The organism is Kitasatospora sp. NPDC041988, assembly GCF_055588525.1.
Genome location: NZ_JBVJCO010000011.1, coordinates 77180 through 94178, shown reverse-complemented (window position 1 = coordinate 94178; position 16999 = coordinate 77180). Strand labels below are relative to the sequence as shown.

At 72.1% G+C, this 16999-nt stretch carries 15 protein-coding genes; 3 read left to right on the top strand and 12 right to left on the bottom strand.

Annotated features, from left to right (window positions below; all coding sequences use genetic code 11):
• Positions 1-18 precede the first annotated feature (18 nt).
• The 4 genes from ACZ6NC_RS13975 to ACZ6NC_RS13960 all read right to left on the bottom strand — a co-directional run bounded on the left by ACZ6NC_RS13975 (position 19) and on the right by ACZ6NC_RS13960 (position 4627).
• Positions 19-948 carry a proline dehydrogenase family protein gene (locus ACZ6NC_RS13975; RefSeq protein WP_465732283.1) on the bottom strand — a complete coding sequence of 310 codons (930 nt, stop codon included), beginning with the start codon at positions 946-948 and terminating at the stop codon, positions 19-21.
• 132 nt (positions 949-1080) lie between these two features.
• Entirely contained in the window at positions 1081-2709 is a 1629-nt protein-coding gene (gene pruA / locus ACZ6NC_RS13970) for an L-glutamate gamma-semialdehyde dehydrogenase (RefSeq protein WP_465732281.1), read from the bottom strand.
• A 173-nt stretch (positions 2710-2882) separates the two neighbouring features.
• Entirely contained in the window at positions 2883-4034 is a 1152-nt protein-coding gene (locus tag ACZ6NC_RS13965) for an FAD-dependent oxidoreductase (protein WP_465732279.1), read from the bottom strand.
• A complete protein-coding gene (locus ACZ6NC_RS13960; protein WP_465732277.1) occupies positions 4031-4627 on the bottom strand; it encodes a PadR family transcriptional regulator in 597 nt (198 codons plus the stop codon). Before ACZ6NC_RS13960 ends, ACZ6NC_RS13965 begins: the two co-directional genes overlap by 4 nt.
• 144 nt (positions 4628-4771) lie before the next feature.
• Between ACZ6NC_RS13960 and ACZ6NC_RS13955 the strand changes: the two genes are divergently transcribed.
• The gene (locus tag ACZ6NC_RS13955; RefSeq protein WP_465732275.1) at positions 4772-6376 is read left to right on the top strand and encodes a PucR family transcriptional regulator; all 1605 of its coding nucleotides are present in this window, start codon (positions 4772-4774) and stop codon (positions 6374-6376) included.
• A gap of 44 nt (positions 6377-6420) precedes the next feature.
• Here ACZ6NC_RS13955 and ACZ6NC_RS13950 read toward each other — a convergent pair whose 3' ends face one another.
• Complete coding sequence (locus ACZ6NC_RS13950; RefSeq protein ID WP_465732273.1) at positions 6421-7902, bottom strand: alkaline phosphatase PhoX; 1482 nt, start codon at positions 7900-7902, stop codon at positions 6421-6423.
• 217 nt (positions 7903-8119) lie between these two features.
• Positions 8120-9262 carry a hypothetical protein gene (locus ACZ6NC_RS13945; protein ID WP_465732271.1) on the bottom strand — a complete coding sequence of 381 codons (1143 nt, stop codon included), beginning with the start codon at positions 9260-9262 and terminating at the stop codon, positions 8120-8122.
• 222 nt (positions 9263-9484) lie between these two features.
• Here ACZ6NC_RS13945 and ACZ6NC_RS13940 point away from each other — a divergent pair, with 222 nt between their 5' ends.
• Complete coding sequence (locus tag ACZ6NC_RS13940) at positions 9485-9928, top strand: VOC family protein (protein WP_465732269.1); 444 nt, start codon at positions 9485-9487, stop codon at positions 9926-9928.
• Between the two features lies 1 nt (position 9929).
• Here ACZ6NC_RS13940 and ACZ6NC_RS13935 read toward each other — a convergent pair whose 3' ends face one another.
• Entirely contained in the window at positions 9930-11576 is a 1647-nt protein-coding gene (locus ACZ6NC_RS13935; protein WP_465732267.1) for a hypothetical protein, read from the bottom strand.
• 293 nt (positions 11577-11869) lie between these two features.
• Here ACZ6NC_RS13935 and ACZ6NC_RS13930 point away from each other — a divergent pair, with 293 nt between their 5' ends.
• The gene (locus tag ACZ6NC_RS13930; RefSeq protein WP_465732265.1) at positions 11870-13201 is read left to right on the top strand and encodes an MFS transporter; all 1332 of its coding nucleotides are present in this window, start codon (positions 11870-11872) and stop codon (positions 13199-13201) included.
• Between the two features lie 75 nt (positions 13202-13276).
• Here ACZ6NC_RS13930 and ACZ6NC_RS13925 read toward each other — a convergent pair whose 3' ends face one another.
• The 5 genes from ACZ6NC_RS13925 to sufC all read right to left on the bottom strand — a co-directional run bounded on the left by ACZ6NC_RS13925 (position 13277) and on the right by sufC (position 16993).
• Entirely contained in the window at positions 13277-13936 is a 660-nt protein-coding gene (locus ACZ6NC_RS13925) for a Uma2 family endonuclease (protein ID WP_465732263.1), read from the bottom strand.
• Between the two features lie 140 nt (positions 13937-14076).
• On the bottom strand, positions 14077-14457 hold the full coding sequence (locus tag ACZ6NC_RS13920; RefSeq protein WP_387892344.1) for a metal-sulfur cluster assembly factor: 381 nt from the start codon (positions 14455-14457) through the stop codon (positions 14077-14079).
• A 22-nt stretch (positions 14458-14479) separates the two neighbouring features.
• Positions 14480-14941, bottom strand: coding sequence for a Fe-S cluster assembly sulfur transfer protein SufU (gene sufU / locus ACZ6NC_RS13915; RefSeq protein ID WP_465732261.1), 462 nt, complete (start codon positions 14939-14941; stop codon positions 14480-14482).
• A 16-nt stretch (positions 14942-14957) separates the two neighbouring features.
• Complete coding sequence (locus ACZ6NC_RS13910) at positions 14958-16232, bottom strand: cysteine desulfurase (RefSeq protein ID WP_465732259.1); 1275 nt, start codon at positions 16230-16232, stop codon at positions 14958-14960.
• A complete protein-coding gene (gene sufC, locus ACZ6NC_RS13905; protein WP_465732257.1) occupies positions 16229-16993 on the bottom strand; it encodes a Fe-S cluster assembly ATPase SufC in 765 nt (254 codons plus the stop codon). The genes ACZ6NC_RS13910 and sufC overlap by 4 nt, the downstream gene beginning before the upstream one ends.
• Positions 16994-16999 lie beyond the last annotated feature (6 nt).

Here is a 16999-nt window from a genome sequence, read left to right as displayed (position 1 = left end):
CGTCAGTACAGCAGGGCCTCAGCTACGCGTCGCCATGGCGCGCAGGAAGAAGGCCAGGTTGGCCGGGCGCTCGGCGAGACGGCGCATGAAGTAGCCGTACCACTCCTGGCCGTAGGGCAGGTACACGCGCATGGTGTTGCCTTCGCCGGCGAGGCGGAGCTGCTCCTCGGGGCGGATGCCGTAGAGCATCTGGTACTCGAAGGAGTCGCGCTTGCGGCCGTTCCACTGGGCGAGCTGGCCGGCGATCTTGATCATGTTCGGGTCGTGCGAGGCGATCATCGGGTAGCCCTCGCCGCCCATCAGCACCTTGAGGGCGCGGACGTAGGCGAGGTCGACCTCGCGCTTGCCCTGGAAGGCGACCGACTCGGGCTCCTTGTAGGCGCCCTTGCAGAGGCGCACCCGGGAGCCGGCGCCGGCGAACTCGCGGCAGTCGGCCTCGGTGCGGCGCAGGTAGGCCTGGAGGACGACGCCCAGCCAGGGGAAGTCGGCCCGCAGCTCGCGCGCGATGGCGAGGGTGGAGTCGGTGGTGGTGTGGTCCTCCATGTCGAGGGTCACCGTGGTGCCGGCGTCGGCTGCGGCCTCGCAGATCCGGCGGGCGTTCTCCAGGGCGATCTTCTCGCCGTCCACCGGCAGGAACTGGCCGACGGCCGACAGCTTGACCGAGACCTCGGCGCCGGCGGCGAGGCCGGTGTCCTTGAGGGCGGCGAGCAGGTGCTCGTACGCCTCGGCGGTGCCGGCGGCCTGGGTGGCGTCCTGGGTGTCCTCGCCGAGGTGGTCCAGCGTGACCGTGCGGCCGGTGGCGACGAGGTCGTCGCAGGCGGTGACCGCGTCGTCGAGGGCCTCGCCGGCGACGAAGCGCTCGACTATGGCGTGGGTCGGCGGGAACTTCTCGACCACGGTGCGGACCTGCGGGGAGCGGGAGGCCGCGAGGAGGGCGGAACGGAGCATCGTGACTCCTGGGCTGGTGCTTCTAAGGGTGGCAGAAGAGGGGGCCGGGGCGGCGGGCCAGGGGGGTGGGGCCGCCGCCCCGGCGGACGACGCCCGGCTGCGGGACCGGGCGTCGTCCGGGGGGGCGGGAACTCAGCCCATGTGCGGGTAGCGGTAGTCCGTCGGCGGGACGAAGGTCTCCTTGACCGAACGGGTCGAGGTCCAGCGCGCCAGGTTCTGCTTGGCGCCGGCCTTGTCGTTGGTCCCGGAGGCCCGGCCGCCGCCGAACGGCTGCTGGCCGACGACCGCGCCGGTCGGCTTGTCGTTGATGTAGAAGTTGCCAGCCGCGAAGCGCAGCTTGTGCATGGCGTCCTGGGCGGCGGCACGGTCCTGGGCGATGATCGCGCCGGTCAGGCCGTAGGCCGACACCGACTCCATCTGCGCCAGCATCTCGTCGTACTTCTCGTCCTCGTAGACGTGCACGGCGAGGATCGGGCCGAAGTACTCGTCCTTGAAGTACTCGCTCGCCGGGTCCTGGCAGACCAGGACGGTCGGGCGGACGAAGTAGCCGACCGAGTCGTCGTAGGTGCCGCCGGCCAGCACCTCGACGGACGGGTCCGCCTGGGCCCGGTCGATGGCGGCCTTGTTCTTGGCGAAGGAGCGCTCGTCGATGACGGCCGACATGAAGTTCGTCAGGTCGCTGACGTCGCCCATGGTGAGACCGTCGACCTCGGCGGCGAACTCGTCCTTGAGGCCGGCCCAGATCGAGGCCGGGACGTAGGCGCGCGACAGGGCGGAACACTTCTGGCCCTGGAACTCGAAGGCGCCGCGGGTCATGGCGGTCTTCAGCACGGCCGGGTCGGCGGACGGGTGGGCGACGAGGAAGTCCTTGCCGCCGGTCTCGCCGACGATCCGCGGGTAGGTGCGGTAGCCGGCGATGTTGTTGCCGACCTCGCGCCACAGGTGCTGGAAGGTGGCGGTGGAGCCGGTGAAGTGGATGCCGGCCAGCGCCGGGTGCTTCAGCGCGACGGCCGAGACGTCCAGGCCGTCACCGGTGACCATGTTGATGACGCCCTTGGGCAGCCCGGCCTCCTCCAGCAGCTGCATCAGCAGGTGCGCGGAGAACTGCTGGGTCGGGGAGGGCTTCCAGAGCACCACGTTGCCCATCAGCGCCGGCGCGGTCGGCAGGTTGCCGGCGATGGCGGTGAAGTTGAACGGGGTGATCGCGTAGACGAAGCCCTCCAGCGGGCGGTGGTCGCTGCGGTTCCAGACGCCGTCCGAGGAGATCGGCTGCTCGGCCATGATCTGGCGGGCGAAGTGCACGTTGAAGCGCAGGAAGTCGACCAGCTCGCAGGGGGTGTCGATCTCGGCCTGCTGGGCGGTCTTGGACTGGCCGAGCATGGTGGCGGCGGCCAGGGTCTCGCGCCAGGGGCCGGCCAGCAGGTCGGCGGCCTTGAGGAAGATCGCGGCCCGCGAGTCGAAGGAGAGCGCCTGCCAGGCCGGGGCTGCGGCCAGGGCAGTGTCGATGGCGTCCTGCGCGTCGGCCTGGGTGGCGTTGCGCAGCGTACCGAGCCTCGCCGCGTGGTTGTGCGGCTGGACGACGTGGATCTCGGTGCCGCCGCCGAGGCGGCGCTCACCGTTGATCGTCATGGTCAGCTGGACCGGCTCCTGGCCGCCCAGCTCCTTCAGCTTGGCCTCCAGGCGGGCCCGTTCCGGGCTGCCGGGGGCGTAGCTGTGGACCGGCTCGTTCACCGGCGCGGGGACCTGGGTCACAGCATCCATGAGCGCACGCTCTCCTTCGGTTCATGGGGGATGCCGACGCGGGTCGCACGTCGGTCACAGCACGAACGCTATTCCTGCACCGGGCCCCACTTGATTGGCCGGGCGGCTAAAGTCCCCCGTACGGCGTTGTCCAGCAGGACGAAGGGATCACGGGGCGGTCACGGCGGGGCCGTTCACCGGTCGGTGCGCGCCTTCGCGCTGTTGATCTGCGCCGCCTCGGCCGCGACCTTCTCCACCACCGGCCGGCGCGACCGCTCGTACGCGGCGAACGCGCCCGCCAGGCCGGGCTGCTCCCGCAGGCAGCGGCCCAGTTCGACGGCGCTCTCGGCGGCCAGCGAGACACCTTGGCCGGAGCTGTTGGACGGGGCGTGCACCGAGTCGCCGACCAGGACCATCCGGCCCCGGTACCAGTGCGGCACGGACGGCATGATCTCCAGCCGCGGGAAGACCTCGATCCGCTCGGTCGTCGCGTCCCGGAGGATGTCGTGGGCGGGCACGTCCGCGGCGTGCAGCTCGCGGACCTTCTCCAGCCACTCGGCCTGCGTGACCGCCCGGGCCCGGTCCTGGGTCAGCTGCTCGGGCTGCGGGATGTTGCTGAACCAGACGGTGCCGCCGCCGTCCGGCAGCGCCCAGTAGCCGAGGAAGGCCTGCGCGCCGTTGGCGAAGTGCATGGAGTCGCCGTTCCCGCGCGGGCCGGGCAGGCGGTGGGTGCTGTACCCGCCGACGCCGAGCAGGCCGGTGTACTGCGGTCCGGGCGCGACCGGGTCGATCAGGGTGCGGACGACGGAGCGGGTGCCGTCGGTGCCGATCAGCAGGTCGCCGCGGGCGGTGGTGCCGTCGGCGAAGTGCGCGGTGACGCCGTCGGCGTCCTCGTCCGCGCCGGTCAGCCGCTTGCCGTACTCCACGGGGATGCCAAGCTCGCGCAGCCGCTGCTGGAGCACCCGGTAGAGCTCGGCGCGCCGCATCACCCGGCCGGGCGGCAGGCCGGGCGCGCCGCCGAACTCGCTGAGGACGCCGCCCTTGCCGTCCTCGATCACCATCCGCCCGATCGGCTGGCCGATCGCCCCGACCTGCTCCGCCAGGCCGACGGCGGCCAGCGCCGCCAGCCCGTTGGGCGCGATCATGAAGGTGCCGCCGATGCCGTCGGCCGAGGCCGCGTACGCCTCGTACACCGTCGCCTCGACGCCGGCCTCGCGCAGGGCCAGCGCCGTCACCGGTCCGGCGATCCCGCCGCCGATCACCAGTGCCTTCCGTGCCGTACCGACGTCCGTGCCGGTGTCCCTACCGACGTCCGTGCCGGTGTCCGTACCGATGTCCGTGCTCATGTCCGACTCCCGAAGTGTTCGTGCCAGGCCCGGACGTGCTCCGGGTCCTCCAGCGACGCGATGAGATCCGTGACGAAGCGCAGTTCGGCCTCCAGCGTGCCGAGCCGGTAGTCCTCCTCGATCAGGAAGAGCCACTCGACGCCCTGGTCCCGGGCTTCGCGGACCGCGGCGCGGATCCCCGCGGTCTGCCCGGCCAGCGCCACCCGGCGGCGGCCGAGCAGGCCGACCGCCTCCTCCGGGGAGAGCACCGCCAGCAGCGACAGCGCGACGCCGAACAGCGGGTACTCGTGCTGCGGTTCGGCGACCAGCTCGTGCATCCAGTCGTGCAGCTCGGCCCGGCCCTCCGCGGTGAGGGCGTAGACGGTGCGCTCGGGCCGCTGGGTGTCCCGGACGGTCTCCTGCTCGGCGACGAAGCCGGCCTTCCGCAGCTGCTCGACCACCATGTAGAGCGAGCTGCGGGTGTACTTGATGTCCCGGTCCTTGCCGTGCTCCTTGAGCCGGCGGCCCATCTCGTACGGGTGCATGGCCTCGGCCGAGAGCTCTGCCAGCACGGCCAGGGCCAGCGGGTTCGCCACCTTGCGTCGCTTTGCCACGGGGACAACTCCCTACGCTTAGTCGATATCGACTATCCATCGTCGATTAGTCAGTGTCAACCATATCGAAACAGGAGCCAAAACCCTGTCCGCCCGGCTAAAATCACCCGTACGCCGTTGTTCGATCCCATGAAGGAACCGCCGGTGTCCCAGCCCGCCGGACTCCCACTCCGTCAACTGCTGATGTCCCTCGGCGAACCGCTGGTCGAACTCCAGGCCGCCCCCCAGGGCCTGGACGTCCCGGTCCGCGACGTCGCGATCCTCGACCCCGAGGACCCGCCCGTCGCCGCGCCCGGCGAACTCGTCCTCGCCATCGGCGCCCGCGGCCGGGCCGCCCTCCCGGCGCTGCGCGCGGCCGGCCGGGCCGGTGCGGCCGCCGTCGCGGTGAAGCTGGACGCGCCCGGCCAGGCCGACGCCCTGCGCGAGGCGGCCACCGAGGCCGGCGTCGCCCTGCTCTCGGTCCGCCGGGAGACCCGCTGGGAGCACCTCGACTCGCTGGCCCGCGCGATCATCGCCGGGCCGGACGCCCCGGACGCGACCGGCACGCCCGAGCACAACGCGGGCGACCTCTTCTCGCTGGCCCAGACCGTCGCCGTGCTCACCAACGGCATCGTCTCGATCGAGGACACCTCCAGCCGGGTGCTGGCCTACTCCCGCTCCTCCGACTCCGACGAGGTCGACGACCTCCGACGGCTCTCCATCCTCGGCTGGCAGGGCCCCGAGCCGTACCTCTCCAAGCTCCGCGAGTGGGGCATCTTCCAGCACCTGCGCAGCTCGGACACGCCGATCGCGGTCGATCCGCACCCCGAGCTGGGCCTGCGCCGCCGCCTGGCGATCGGCATCCGGACCGGCGCGCAGCCGCTCGGCACCATCTGGGTCCAGGAGGGCGCCCAGCCGCTGGCCCCGCTGGCCGAGCAGGCGCTGGTCGGCGCGGCCCGGGTGGCGGCGGCCCAACTGGTGCGCCGGCGCCGGGAGCTGTCGGCGGACGTCCGGCTGACCCAGACCCTGCTCACCGGCCTGCTGGAGGGCTCGACCGGCCCGCAGTCGCTCGCCACCCACCTGGGCCTGGACCTGCGCCGCCCCGCCACCGTCCTCGCGTACAGCGCGCGGACCACCGAGGCGCTCACCCGCTCCGAGGTGACCGGCCTGATCTCGGTGCACACCGCCGCCCGGCACCGGGCCGCCCTGCTCGCCCCGATCGAGTCGCGGGTGTACGTGCTGCTGCCCGAACTGCCGCCCGGACTGCCGATGACGACCGTCCGCGACTGGGCGCGGGAGGTGGTCGAGGCCGCCCGGGACCACCTGGGCGTCCCGCTGCGGGCGGCGATCGGCTCGACGGTGGACGGCCTGGCCCAGGTGCCCGACTCCCGGGCGCAGGCGGACCGGATCCTGGACGCGATGGGCCGCGGCGGGGTGGACCTGGAGGTCGCCGCGCTGATCGACGTCCAGGCGGAGGTGCTGGTCAGCGAGATGCTGGCGCTGCTGCAGGAGCGGAGCGGCCTGCGCGACCCACGGCTGACCGCGCTGGCCGTGTACGACCGCCGGCACGGCACCCGGCTCGCCGAGTCGGTCCTGGCCTGGCTGGACGCGCTCGGCGAGGTCCGGGTCGCCGCGGACGCCCTGCACATCCACCCCAACACCCTGCGCTACCGGGTGCGCCGGGCCGAGCAGTTGACCGGCATCGACCTGGCTCAGCCGCAGCAGCGGCTGCTAGCCATGCTCCAGCTGCGGCTGCCCGCGGAAAGCTGAAAGGGGCCCGCGCGAGGCGGGCCCCTTCGGTCACGGCATCAGGCTCAGGCGCCGTAGCCCTGGCCGCGCTTGTGCTCGTTCAGCCGGTGCCACGGGCCGGTGATGGCCAGCTGGATGCCCGGGGTCTGGATGTTGGCGAACAGCGTCTTGCCGTCGTCCGAGAAGGTCACGCCGGTGAACTCGCTGAACTCCGGCTTCTCGGCGCTGCCGATGTTCAGCTCGTTGCGGGCGATCGGGTAGGTCAGCCCGTCCTCGGTTGCGCCGAACAGGTGCGAGACGCCCTCGCCGTCCTCGGCGATCACGATGCCGCCGTACGGCGAGACGGTGATGTTGTCCGGGCCGTCGAAGTTGTCGTGGTCGCCCCAGACGTCGGTGTTGACACCGAGCAGCACCTTCAGGGTGATGGTGCGGCGGACGGGGTTGAAGAACCAGACCTGGCCGTCGTGCTGGAGCGGGCTCTCCGAGCGGGCGAAGCTGGAGACGAAGTAGAAGCCGCCGTCACCCCACCACATGCCCTCCAGCTTGCGGGCGCGGGTGACCTCGCCGTCCTTGAACTGCTTGCGGATCGAGACGGTCTGCGCGTCGCGCTCCTGGACCTTGACCCAGTCCACGCCGTAGGTGGTGCCGACCTTGGTGGCGCGCGAGAGGTCGTCGACCAGCTTGCCCTGCGCGTCGAAGACCTTGAAGGCCTCCAGCACGCCGGCGTCGGCGGCGAGCTTGCGGAGCTGGTAGCGGCCGTGCTTGAAGCCGGCCGGCGGGGTCCAGCGGAAGAGCAGGCCGTTGGGGTTCGAGGCGTCCTCGGTCAGGTAGACGTGGCCGCGCTTCGGGTCCACCACGACGGCCTCGTGCGCGAACCGGCCGAAGGCCTTCACCGGCTGCGGGTTCTCGTTGTACTCGTCGTCGAACGGGTCGACCTCGAAGATGTAGCCGTGGTCCTTGGTGAAGCCGTTCTTGCCGGCCTTGTCCTCGGTCTCCTCGCCGGACAGCCAGGTGCCCCACGGGCTCACGCCACCGGCGCAGTTGGTGGCGGTGCCGGCGATGCCGACCCACTGCTCGACCGTGCCGTTGGCCTTGGCGTGCACGATGGTGCAGCCGCCGGCCGCGCCCGGGTCGTAGACGTGGCCCTCGGTCAGCGGCACCGGGTACGGCCAGTTGGCGCGGGCGCCGCTCAGCTCGTGGTTGACGACCATCAGGTTGCCACCGCGCTCGTCCTCGAACGCCGAGGTGCCGTCGTGGTTGCTGGGGGTGAACTCACCGGTGCGCAGCTTGGTGACGCCGGCCCGGTTCACGACCTTGTACGTGAAGCCCTTGGGCAGCGAGAGCAGGTTCTCCGGGTCCTTGACCAGCGCGCCGTAGCCGACGGCGGCACGCTCGGCGTCGGCGGTCGCGGCGTCCTTCACCTCGCCGCCGACCGGGGCCGCGATCGCGCCCGGGGCGCTCGCCAGCGCCTCGGCGCTGCCGGCGATCAGGACGCCGGCCCCGACGAGGGTGGAACGGTTGACGAAGTCCCGGCGGGACAGCGACATGTGAGTCACTCCTGAGAGGTGGGCCGCCGACCGGGCGGGCCCGGTGCGTGGCGTGCGAGGTGTCGAGGCAGGTCGCCGACGCCCAGCAGACTCCGCCGGTTCGGTGAACGCACGGTGAATCGGACGCCTCGTCAGCGTGGTCATTTGCCGACCGTATTCGAACCCATGACTCGTTCTTTGCCGTGTGCACCGCAGGACACGGCCCGCTCACCAGGGTCTACCGCGGTGACCGCCCCACCCGCGCCGCCCGCCACTGCTCCCAGGCCGAGAGCCAGAGCTGCTCCCCGAGCCGCTCCTCCCAGCTGTCGCCCTGGCCCGCCGGCCGGTCCAGCCAGAGCTGCTCCCAGGCGCGCTGCGCCGGCAGGCTCGCCACCTCGCTGGCGAACACCGTGTAGCGGATCACCTCCTCGACGGCGGCCTCCCCCTCCGGTGTGCCGACCACCCACTGGGTCTGCCGGGAGAGCCGGTTGAGGTGGTTGACCATCAGCGTCACCGCCGCGACCGCCTCCTCCCGGCTCTCCGAGGCGAGTCGCATCTGCTGGCGCACCGCGGCCTCCCAGCGCAGCGCGCCGGCCTCGCCGCGCAGCCCGCGCGGCAGCCGGGGCGTCCGCCCGGCCCGGACCTGCGCCTCGATCGCCGCGGACTCGGCGATGCCGTGCTCGATCACCGCCCGGTGCGCCTCCAGCCCGACGGCCGGGGCGAGTTCGCGCTCCTCGACCGGAACGTACCGGCCGCGCCGGGAGGCGAGCGAGCGCAGCAGCGCCGTGCGGCCGCGCAGGTACCGCTCGACGTCCTCGACCGGGGCCAGTTCGAGGCCGCCGGGCGTCACCCCGCGCCCGCAGACGGTGACGGTCAGCCCGCCCACCCGGAGCCGGACGGCCCAGACCGGCCCGGCGCCGGGCTTGGGGCAGACGCCGGGGACGGAGACGTCCGGGCGGTCCCAGAGCTCGCGCCGGTCCTCGTGCACCTCCACCGCCCGCGGCTCGCCGTCCACGGTGATCCACTCACGCAGCGCCCGGACCCGTCCGGGGCAGTCGCCCTCGTCCACGCCGAGCTGCTCGTAGACCCGGTCGCGCTCGTCCTCGACCACGTCCTCCAGCTCGGGCAGCGCACCGGGCCGGTCGGCGCCGGGCCGGTGGGTGCGCACGGTGACGTAGGGGCCGTCGGCGGAGGTCCAGTCACCGGAGCGGACCTCGACCCAGGAGAGCAGGCCGTCCGAGGTCTCGAAGGCGGCCAGTGCGTCCTCCTCCGGGCTCACCCCGAAGGCGACCCCGTACACGGGGAAGTCCGCCGCGGCGAGGGTGCGGCGGGCGAACTCCTCCTGGTCGGCGAAGCGGTCCTCGCGCGCCCGCGGGTCCACCCGCCTCGGCCCGTCTCCCCGGAGACCGTCCTGCCTGCCACCGCTCTCCCGCGTCATCCCGCGCCGCACCCCCGAATTCTCACCGCTCCCGCGCGTCTGCCGGACACGATACGTGGCCCGACCTGCCGGGTCATCAGCTCCTTTGCCCCGCCGGGCGAATCGGTACGCCTGGCACCGTGTCCGGGCCGGGGTTTGTCAGTCCGGCTTCCTACGCTGTCGGGCATGACAGCTTCCAAGGACTTCCCCGCCCGCATCAGCATCGTCACCCTCGGCGTGGCCGACCTCGACGCCAGCGCCCGCTTCTACGAGGCGCTGGGGTGGCGGCGCTCCTCCGCCTCCAGCCCCGAGATCGTCTGGTTCCGCACCGCCGACTCGGTGCTCGGGCTCTTCCCGCACGACGAGCTGGCCGCCGACGCGGGCGTGCCCGCCACCGGCGAGCCCTCGTTCCGGGGCGTCACCCTCGCGGTGAACCTGGAGTCGCCCGAGCTGGTGGACGCCGCCCTGGAGACGGCCGTCGCGGCCGGGGCGACGGTGGTCAAGCCCCCGACCGCGACCAGCTGGGGCGGCTACTCCGGCTACTTCGAGGACTTGGACGGCCACCTCTGGGAGCTGGCCCACAACCCGTTCTTCCCCTTCACCGAGGACGGCTCGCTGGACCTGCCGTGACCTACTGCCCCTTCGACCGTGCCTTGAAGGCCGCCTTGCGGGCCTCCTTGGCCACCGCCCGGTCGAGGTGCAGCTCGCCGACCACCTCCAGCACGTCCGCCGTGTACGGGTGGTCGACCCGCCAGAGCTCGCCGAAGTAGCTCGCCGGGTTGTCGGTCACGGGCAGGTCGGCGATCAGCTCGCGCAGCAGCTCGGCGTCACCGCCGGTGTCGAGCAGCTGGGCGGCGAAGGTGTCGACCACCGTCCAGAGCGCCATCCCGCGCTCCGGCGCGGGCACGTCGGTGGCGCCGAGGCCGGCCAGCCAGGCCCGCGCGCCCCCGCCCAGCTCCGGGTCGTCCAGCACCTCCCGGACGGCGGGCTCGGCGGGCGCGCCCAGCATGCCCAGCGCCAGCTGGCAGAGCATCCGGCGCATCGGCGCGTACGCGTCGTTGCCGCGGGCCGCGGAGAGCAGCTCGCGGGCCGCCGCCAGCGGCTCCCGGCCGGTGATCCAGACCCGCAGCTCCTCGTCGGGCAGCACATTGGCCGACTCGCAGACGGCGCGGAGCAGCTCGGCGGCGTCGCCCTGGGCCAGCTCGCCGACCAGCGGGGCGTCGTAGCCGTCCTCCAGCAGCCACTGCCGGATGCCGTACTGGCCGAGCGGGGTCAGCCGGACGAGGCCGAAGCGGGCCGACTCCTCCTCGTCCAGCGGCTCCTCGCCGACGGCGGGGCCGGCCGGCGGGGCGTCCTCCTCGCCCTCCTCCTCGTCGAACAGCTCCGGGTCGATCGGGCGGTAGTCCAGCAGGCCCAGTTCGGCGAGGTCGCCCAGCATCGGGTCCAGCGTGACCATCACATCGGTGATGTCGCCGAGCAGCTCCTCGCTCGGCTCCTCACCCTCCGGGACGACCAGCAGGGCGGCCAGCACGCCGAGCGGCACGGTCTCGGTGCCGGGCTCGGCGAAGGCGGTCGTCTCGTACAGCACCTGGAGCGCCTCGTCGAGCAGCTCGGCGGCCTCGTCCCGGGCGTCCTCGACCTGCGAGAGCCGCTCCTCGTCCTCCTCCGTCGGCTCCGCGCCCTCGTCGGCGCCCTCCTCCGGCAGCGAGTCCGCCTCCACCGCCAGCTCCCGGACGATCCCGGCGGCGGTCAGCCAGAGCTCCAGGACGGTCTCCGGATCCCCCTGCTCGGCCGGCTCCAGGTCCGGCCCGGGGACGGCCACGTGCTCACCGGCGGCGGTGGTGCCGATCTCGACCAGGTCCAGGTCGCAGGCCAGCGACCAGGCCCGCATCGCCTCGACCACGGCCTCCTCCGGGGCGTCCCCCTCCTCGGGGGCCAGACCCAGCAGCCGGGCGGCCGGCGCCCGGTCCGGGCCGGTGAGGTCGCCGAACTCGTCCACCGGCCGGTGCGGAGCGGCCCAGCGGGCCAGCTTCAGCGCGTACCCGAACATCGGCACGGCCTTCGCCTGCTCGGCCAGCTCCGTCTCGGCGGGCAGCTTCACCGGCGGCACCAGCACGGCCGCGTCGTCGAGGTCCTCGTCGTCCAGCCCGTGCGCGGCGAACGCCCCGTAGAGGTCCTGCAGCTCCAGGTCGGCCGGCAGCACCGCACCGCCCACCCCTTCCTCGCCCGGCGCAGCCGCCGACGAGGCCCCAGCGTTCTTCCGACGTCGTCCGGCCATCGTTGCGCGTTCTCCCTACAGCCAGCGGTCAGCCGATCAGCTCCGCGTACAGGTCTACTGCCTCAGCGTATAGGTCCGGCACCCCCGACGCCCGGCCTCCCGGGGGCGCGCGCCGCAAGCGTGCGCCCACCCCTTATCCTTCGGAACGGTGCCGTGCACACCCCGCGCGGGCCACCGGGCAACGACGCCCTCCCCCTTTCAAGCTCACCCGCTCCACCAGAGGTACCCGTACCAGGCCACCACCCCGGGCCATGTCGGCCCGAGGTGGTGCCCGGCCACAGGAGACCCCTGTCATGGCGGACCTCTCCCCTGCCGGCCCCGGCCTGCGCACCGCGCAGCTCGACGGACGCCGACTGTCGGAGGCCCTGCTTCCCCTGGAGCTCGCGCCGCGCGCGCAGCTCCAGCTCGCGGCGATCAGCCGTTGGAACGCGCTGCGCGGTGTGCGTGTCGGCCTCGTCGCCGCCGCCCTCCTCTTCATGCTGATCGGTGCCAACCTGGCGACCCCGATCTACCCGCTGCTCCAGACCCGCCTCGCCCTGACCGCGCTCGACACCAGCGTGCTGTTCACGGTGTACGTGTTCGCGCTGGTCCCGGTGCTGGCCGTGGTCGGCCACTGGTCGGACCACCTCGGCCGGCGCGCGCTGATCCTTCCCGCGGTCGGCCTGGCCGCCGCCGGCGACGTGGTCTTCGCCACCTCCGGCAGCTTCTGGCAGCTGGCCGTCGGCCGGGCCGTCCAGGGCATCGCGGTGGGTCTGTCCACGGGTGCCGCCGGGGCCGCCCTCGGCGACCTGCTGCCCGATCACCCGACCCTGGCCGCCAAGCTCACCCTGGCCTGTTCCGCGGGCGGCGTGGCGCTCGGCCCGGTGGTCGGCGCCCTGCTGGCCGGCGGCTCCGACCCGCTGCTGACGCCCTTCCTGCTGCACGCCGTCGCCCTGCTGGCGCTCTGCGTGCCGCTCGCCCTCGTCCACCCCCGGATGCCCGGCCGCAGCCGCCCGCCGGCCTCCCCGCCGCGCATCACCACCCCGGCCCACCTGCGCCCGCAGCGCCTCGCCCTGCCGGTCACCGGCCGTCGCGAGTTCCTGCTGGCCTCCGCCGCCGGCTTCATCTCGTACGCGGTGTTCGGCGTCTACCTCAGCCTGGCCCCGGCCTTCGCCGCCAAGCTGCTGCACACCGACTCCCACCTGGTCGGCGCCGTGGTGGCCGCCCTGCTGCTCGGCTCCTCGGCCGCCGCCCAGCTGCTCGTCCCGCCGACCTCCGACCGTCTGGTCATCGCCCTCGGCATGACCGGTCTCGCGAGCGGCCTGGCCCTGGTGGTCACGGCCGGCTACACCGGTACCCCCGCGCTGCTCTTCATCGGCAGCGTCCTCGGCGGCTCCTGCCAGGGCATCGCCTTCCGCTCCCTCTTCACCTCCGCCGTGGCCGCGATGAACCCGGAACGCCGGGGCTCGGAGCTCAGCGCCCTCTGGGTCATCGTCTACCTCGGCTCCTCCCTCCCCATCGTCGGGGTCGGCGCCCTCGTCCAGCGCTACGGCCTGCTCCCTGCCGTCAGCGGCTTCGCCCTCCTCGCCGCCGCCCTCTGCGTCGGCCTGGCCCTCGCCGTGGCCCGCAAGCCCGGGCGGGCCTGAGAAGGGCCGAGAACAGCGGAAACGCCGCCGCCCGGTACGGATTCCGTACCGGGCGGCGGCGTTTCGGCGGGCGGCCTACGCGGTCCAGGGCTTCCAGGTATCTGTGGTGATCTCGACATCGAAGGGCTTCGGCAGCCGGACGGACTCACCGAATTTCCATTCGCCGAGCACCTCGTAGCTCCCCTCGCCACAGTCCGGCGCACCGAACAGGCTGACGCCGAGCTGGCGCGGATCGCGGTCCACCAGCAGGTAGTACGGAACCCCGGTCCGCGCATACCCGCTCCACTTGGTGAGCTTGAGCCGCTTGCCGAACACCGGACGGCGGTCGTGGTGCGCGTTGGACGAGGAGGTCACCTCGACCACGAGCTCAAGGTCGCGCGGGTGGAGGTACAAAGCGTCTTCTGCGCGCTTCTCGGCATCGATGTCCTTGTGCAGGACCACCATGTCCGGGATGTAACCGTCCCCGATCTCGACCAGATCCAGGTTGACGGTCTGCACGGCTCGCCACGGAAAGGAGGCATCCGTGAACCAGGCACGCTCAAAGCCTCGCTGGATGTCGGAGAGAATGCCCCCGTGGGCGTAGACCGGCGCCGGTGACACGACGAACTCCCCTCCGATCACCTCGACCCGCGTGCCGTCGTCCGGGATCCGCAGGTACTCGTCGAGCTCGCCCCGGACCCACATGGCGTACGCCGAGTCGGGCAGCGTCCAGTGCCCGACAGCTTCCACAGCCATCACGTCGCTCCCTCCGTGGTCGCGGCGGCAGTCTCGCCACCCATCGGCAGATATACCACTGCCGCGCGAATACTTCCCCCGAAGGAGAGATTCGCGCGGCAGCGGGTTGACGGTCGACAGGCTTCAGACGTCGACAGGTCTCAGACGTTGAAGCCGAGCGCGCGGAGCTGCTCGCGGCCGTCGTCGGTGATCTTGTCGGGGCCCCACGGCGGCATCCAGACCCAGTTGATGCGCAGGTCCTGGACGAGGCCGTCGGTGGCCGTCTTGGCCTGGTCCTCGATGACGTCGGTCAGCGGGCAGGCCGCCGAGGTGAGCGTCATGTCGATGGTGGCCACGTCGGACTCGTCGATGTGGATGCCGTAGATCAGGCCGAGGTTGACGACGTCGATCCCCAGCTCGGGGTCGACGACGTCCATCAGGGCCTCGGTCAGGTCCTCGACGGAGACGGTTCCGGCCGTGGTGCCGACGATGACGGTCGGACCCTCCTCAGCGGAAGGGGCGGGCGTCGCGGTGTCACTCATGGTTCTGTCCTCCTCTTCTGCGTCAGTTGGTGGTGTCGTCGACGGCGGGCTGCTCGGCCAGCGCCTTGGCGGTGGCGTCCTTCCAGGCCATCCAGCTCAGCAGCGCGCACTTGACCCGGGCCGGGTACTTGGAGACGCCGGCGAACGCGACCGCGTCCTCCAGCACCTCCTCGTCGCCCTCGCCCTGGCCCTTGCTCTGCATGAGCTCCAGGAAGGCCTCCTGGACGACCTGCGCCTCGCCGACGGTCTTGCCGACCACCAGGTCGTTCAGCACCGAGGCGCTGGCCTGGCTGATGGAACAGCCCTGCGACTCGTACGAGACGTCGGCGACCGTGGCGCCTTCGAGCCTCACCCGCAGGGTGATCTCGTCCCCGCAGGTGGGGTTGACGTGGTGCACCTCGGCGTCGCCGTCCCGCAGCCCCTTGCCGTGCGGGTTGCGGTAGTGGTCCAGGATGATGTCCTGGTACATCGAGTCGAGCTTCATGTCGTGGGCCGTCCCGTCAGCCGAAGAAGTTCCGGACGTGGTGCAGGCCGTCGATGAGGGCGTCGACCTCGCCCGGCGTCGAGTACAGATAGAACGACGCCCGCGTGGTCGCCGGAATTCCGTACCGCAGGCAGACCGGCCGCGCGCAGTGGTGGCCGACGCGCACGGCGATGCCCTGCTCGTCCAGCACCTGGCCCACGTCGTGCGGGTGGATGTCGCCCAGCGTGAACGAGATCGCCGCGCCGCGGTCCACGGCCGTGCGCGGGCCGATGATCCGAAGGTCCGGGACCTCCAGCAGGCGCTCGACGGCGTACTCGGTGATCGCGTGCTCGTGCGCGGCGATCTTCTCCATGCCGATGGCCGACAGGTAGTCGATGGCCGCGCCCAGCCCGACCGCCTGGGCGATCGGCGGGGTGCCGGCCTCGAACTTGTGCGGCGCCGGGGCGTAGGTGGACGAGCCCATGGTGACGGTCTCGATCATCTCGCCGCCACCGAGGAACGGCGGGAGGTCCTCCAGCAGCTCCTGGCGGCCCCAGAGCACGCCGATGCCGGTCGGGGCCAGCATCTTGTGGCCGGTGAAGGCGACGAAGTCGGCCTCCAGCGCCTGCACGTCCAGCACCATGTGCGGCGCGGCCTGCGAGGCGTCGATCACCACGAGGGCGCCGACGGCCTGGGCCTTGCGCACGATGGTCTCGACCGGGTTGACGGTGCCGAGCAGGTTGGAGACCAGGGTGAACGAGACCACCTTGGTCTTCTCGGTGATCAGCTCGTCGATGTTGGACAGGTCGAGCCGGCCCTCGTCGGTCAGCCCGAACCACTTCAGCTTCGCGCCGGTGCGCTGCGAGAGCAGCTGCCACGGGACGATGTTGGAGTGGTGCTCCATCTCCGTGATGACGATCTCGGACTCGGCGTCCACCCGGTAGGGCTCGTCCGCCCAGGTCAGCATGTTGGCGACCAGGTTGAGCGACTCCGAGGCGTTCTTGGTGAAGACCACCTCGTTGCGGCTCGGCGCGTTGACGAACGCCGCGACCTTGTCACGGGCGCCCTCGTACAGCGCCGTGGCCTCCTCGGCGAGCACGTGCACGCCGCGGTGGACGTTGGCGTTGTGCCGCTCGTAGTAGGCGTTGAGCGCCTCCAGCACCTGGCGCGGCTTCTGCGAGGTGGCCGCGTTGTCCAGGTAGACCAGCGGCTTGTCCTCGTGCAGCAGCCGCTGGAGGACCGGGAAGTCCTTGCGGATCGCATCGGTGTCGAGCAGGCCCGACAGAGCCGCCGACTGGTGAGTATGGGTCACTCGGAAGCGCCGCCCTTCACGTAGGACTCGTAGCCCTCGTTCTCCAGCTTGTCGGCCAGCTCGGCACCGCCGGACTCGACGATGCGGCCGGCCGAGAACACGTGGACGTAGTCGGGCTTGATGTACCGCAGGATGCGGGTGTAGTGGGTCACCAGCAGGGTGCCGACCTCGCCGGTGGAACGGACCCGGTTGATGCCCTCGGAGACCTGACGGAGCGCGTCGACGTCCAGGCCGGAGTCGGTCTCGTCGAGGATCGCGATCTTCGGCTTGAGCAGCTCCAGCTGGAGGATCTCGTGGCGCTTCTTCTCGCCGCCGGAGAAGCCCTCGTTGACGTTGCGCTCGGCGAAGGCCGGGTCCATCTGGAGGGCCGCCATGGCCTCCTTGACCTCCTTCACCCACAGCCGGAGCTTGGGGGCCTCGCCGCGGACGGCGGTGGCGGCGGTGCGCAGGAAGTTGGAGACCGAGACACCGGGGACCTCGACCGGGTACTGCATGGCGAGGAAGACACCGGCGCGGGCACGCTCGTCGACGGTCATCGCCAGCACGTCCTCGCCGTCCAGCAGCACCTGGCCGCTGGTGACGGTGTACTTCGGGTGGCCGGCCAGCGTGTAGGCCAGGGTGGACTTGCCGGAGCCGTTCGGACCCATGATCGCGTGGGTCTCGCCCTGCTTCACGGTCAGGTCGACGCCCTTCAGGATCTCCCGGGGGCCGTTCTCCGCCTCGACGGAGACGTGCAGGTCGCGGATTTCAAGGGTTGCCATATGTAC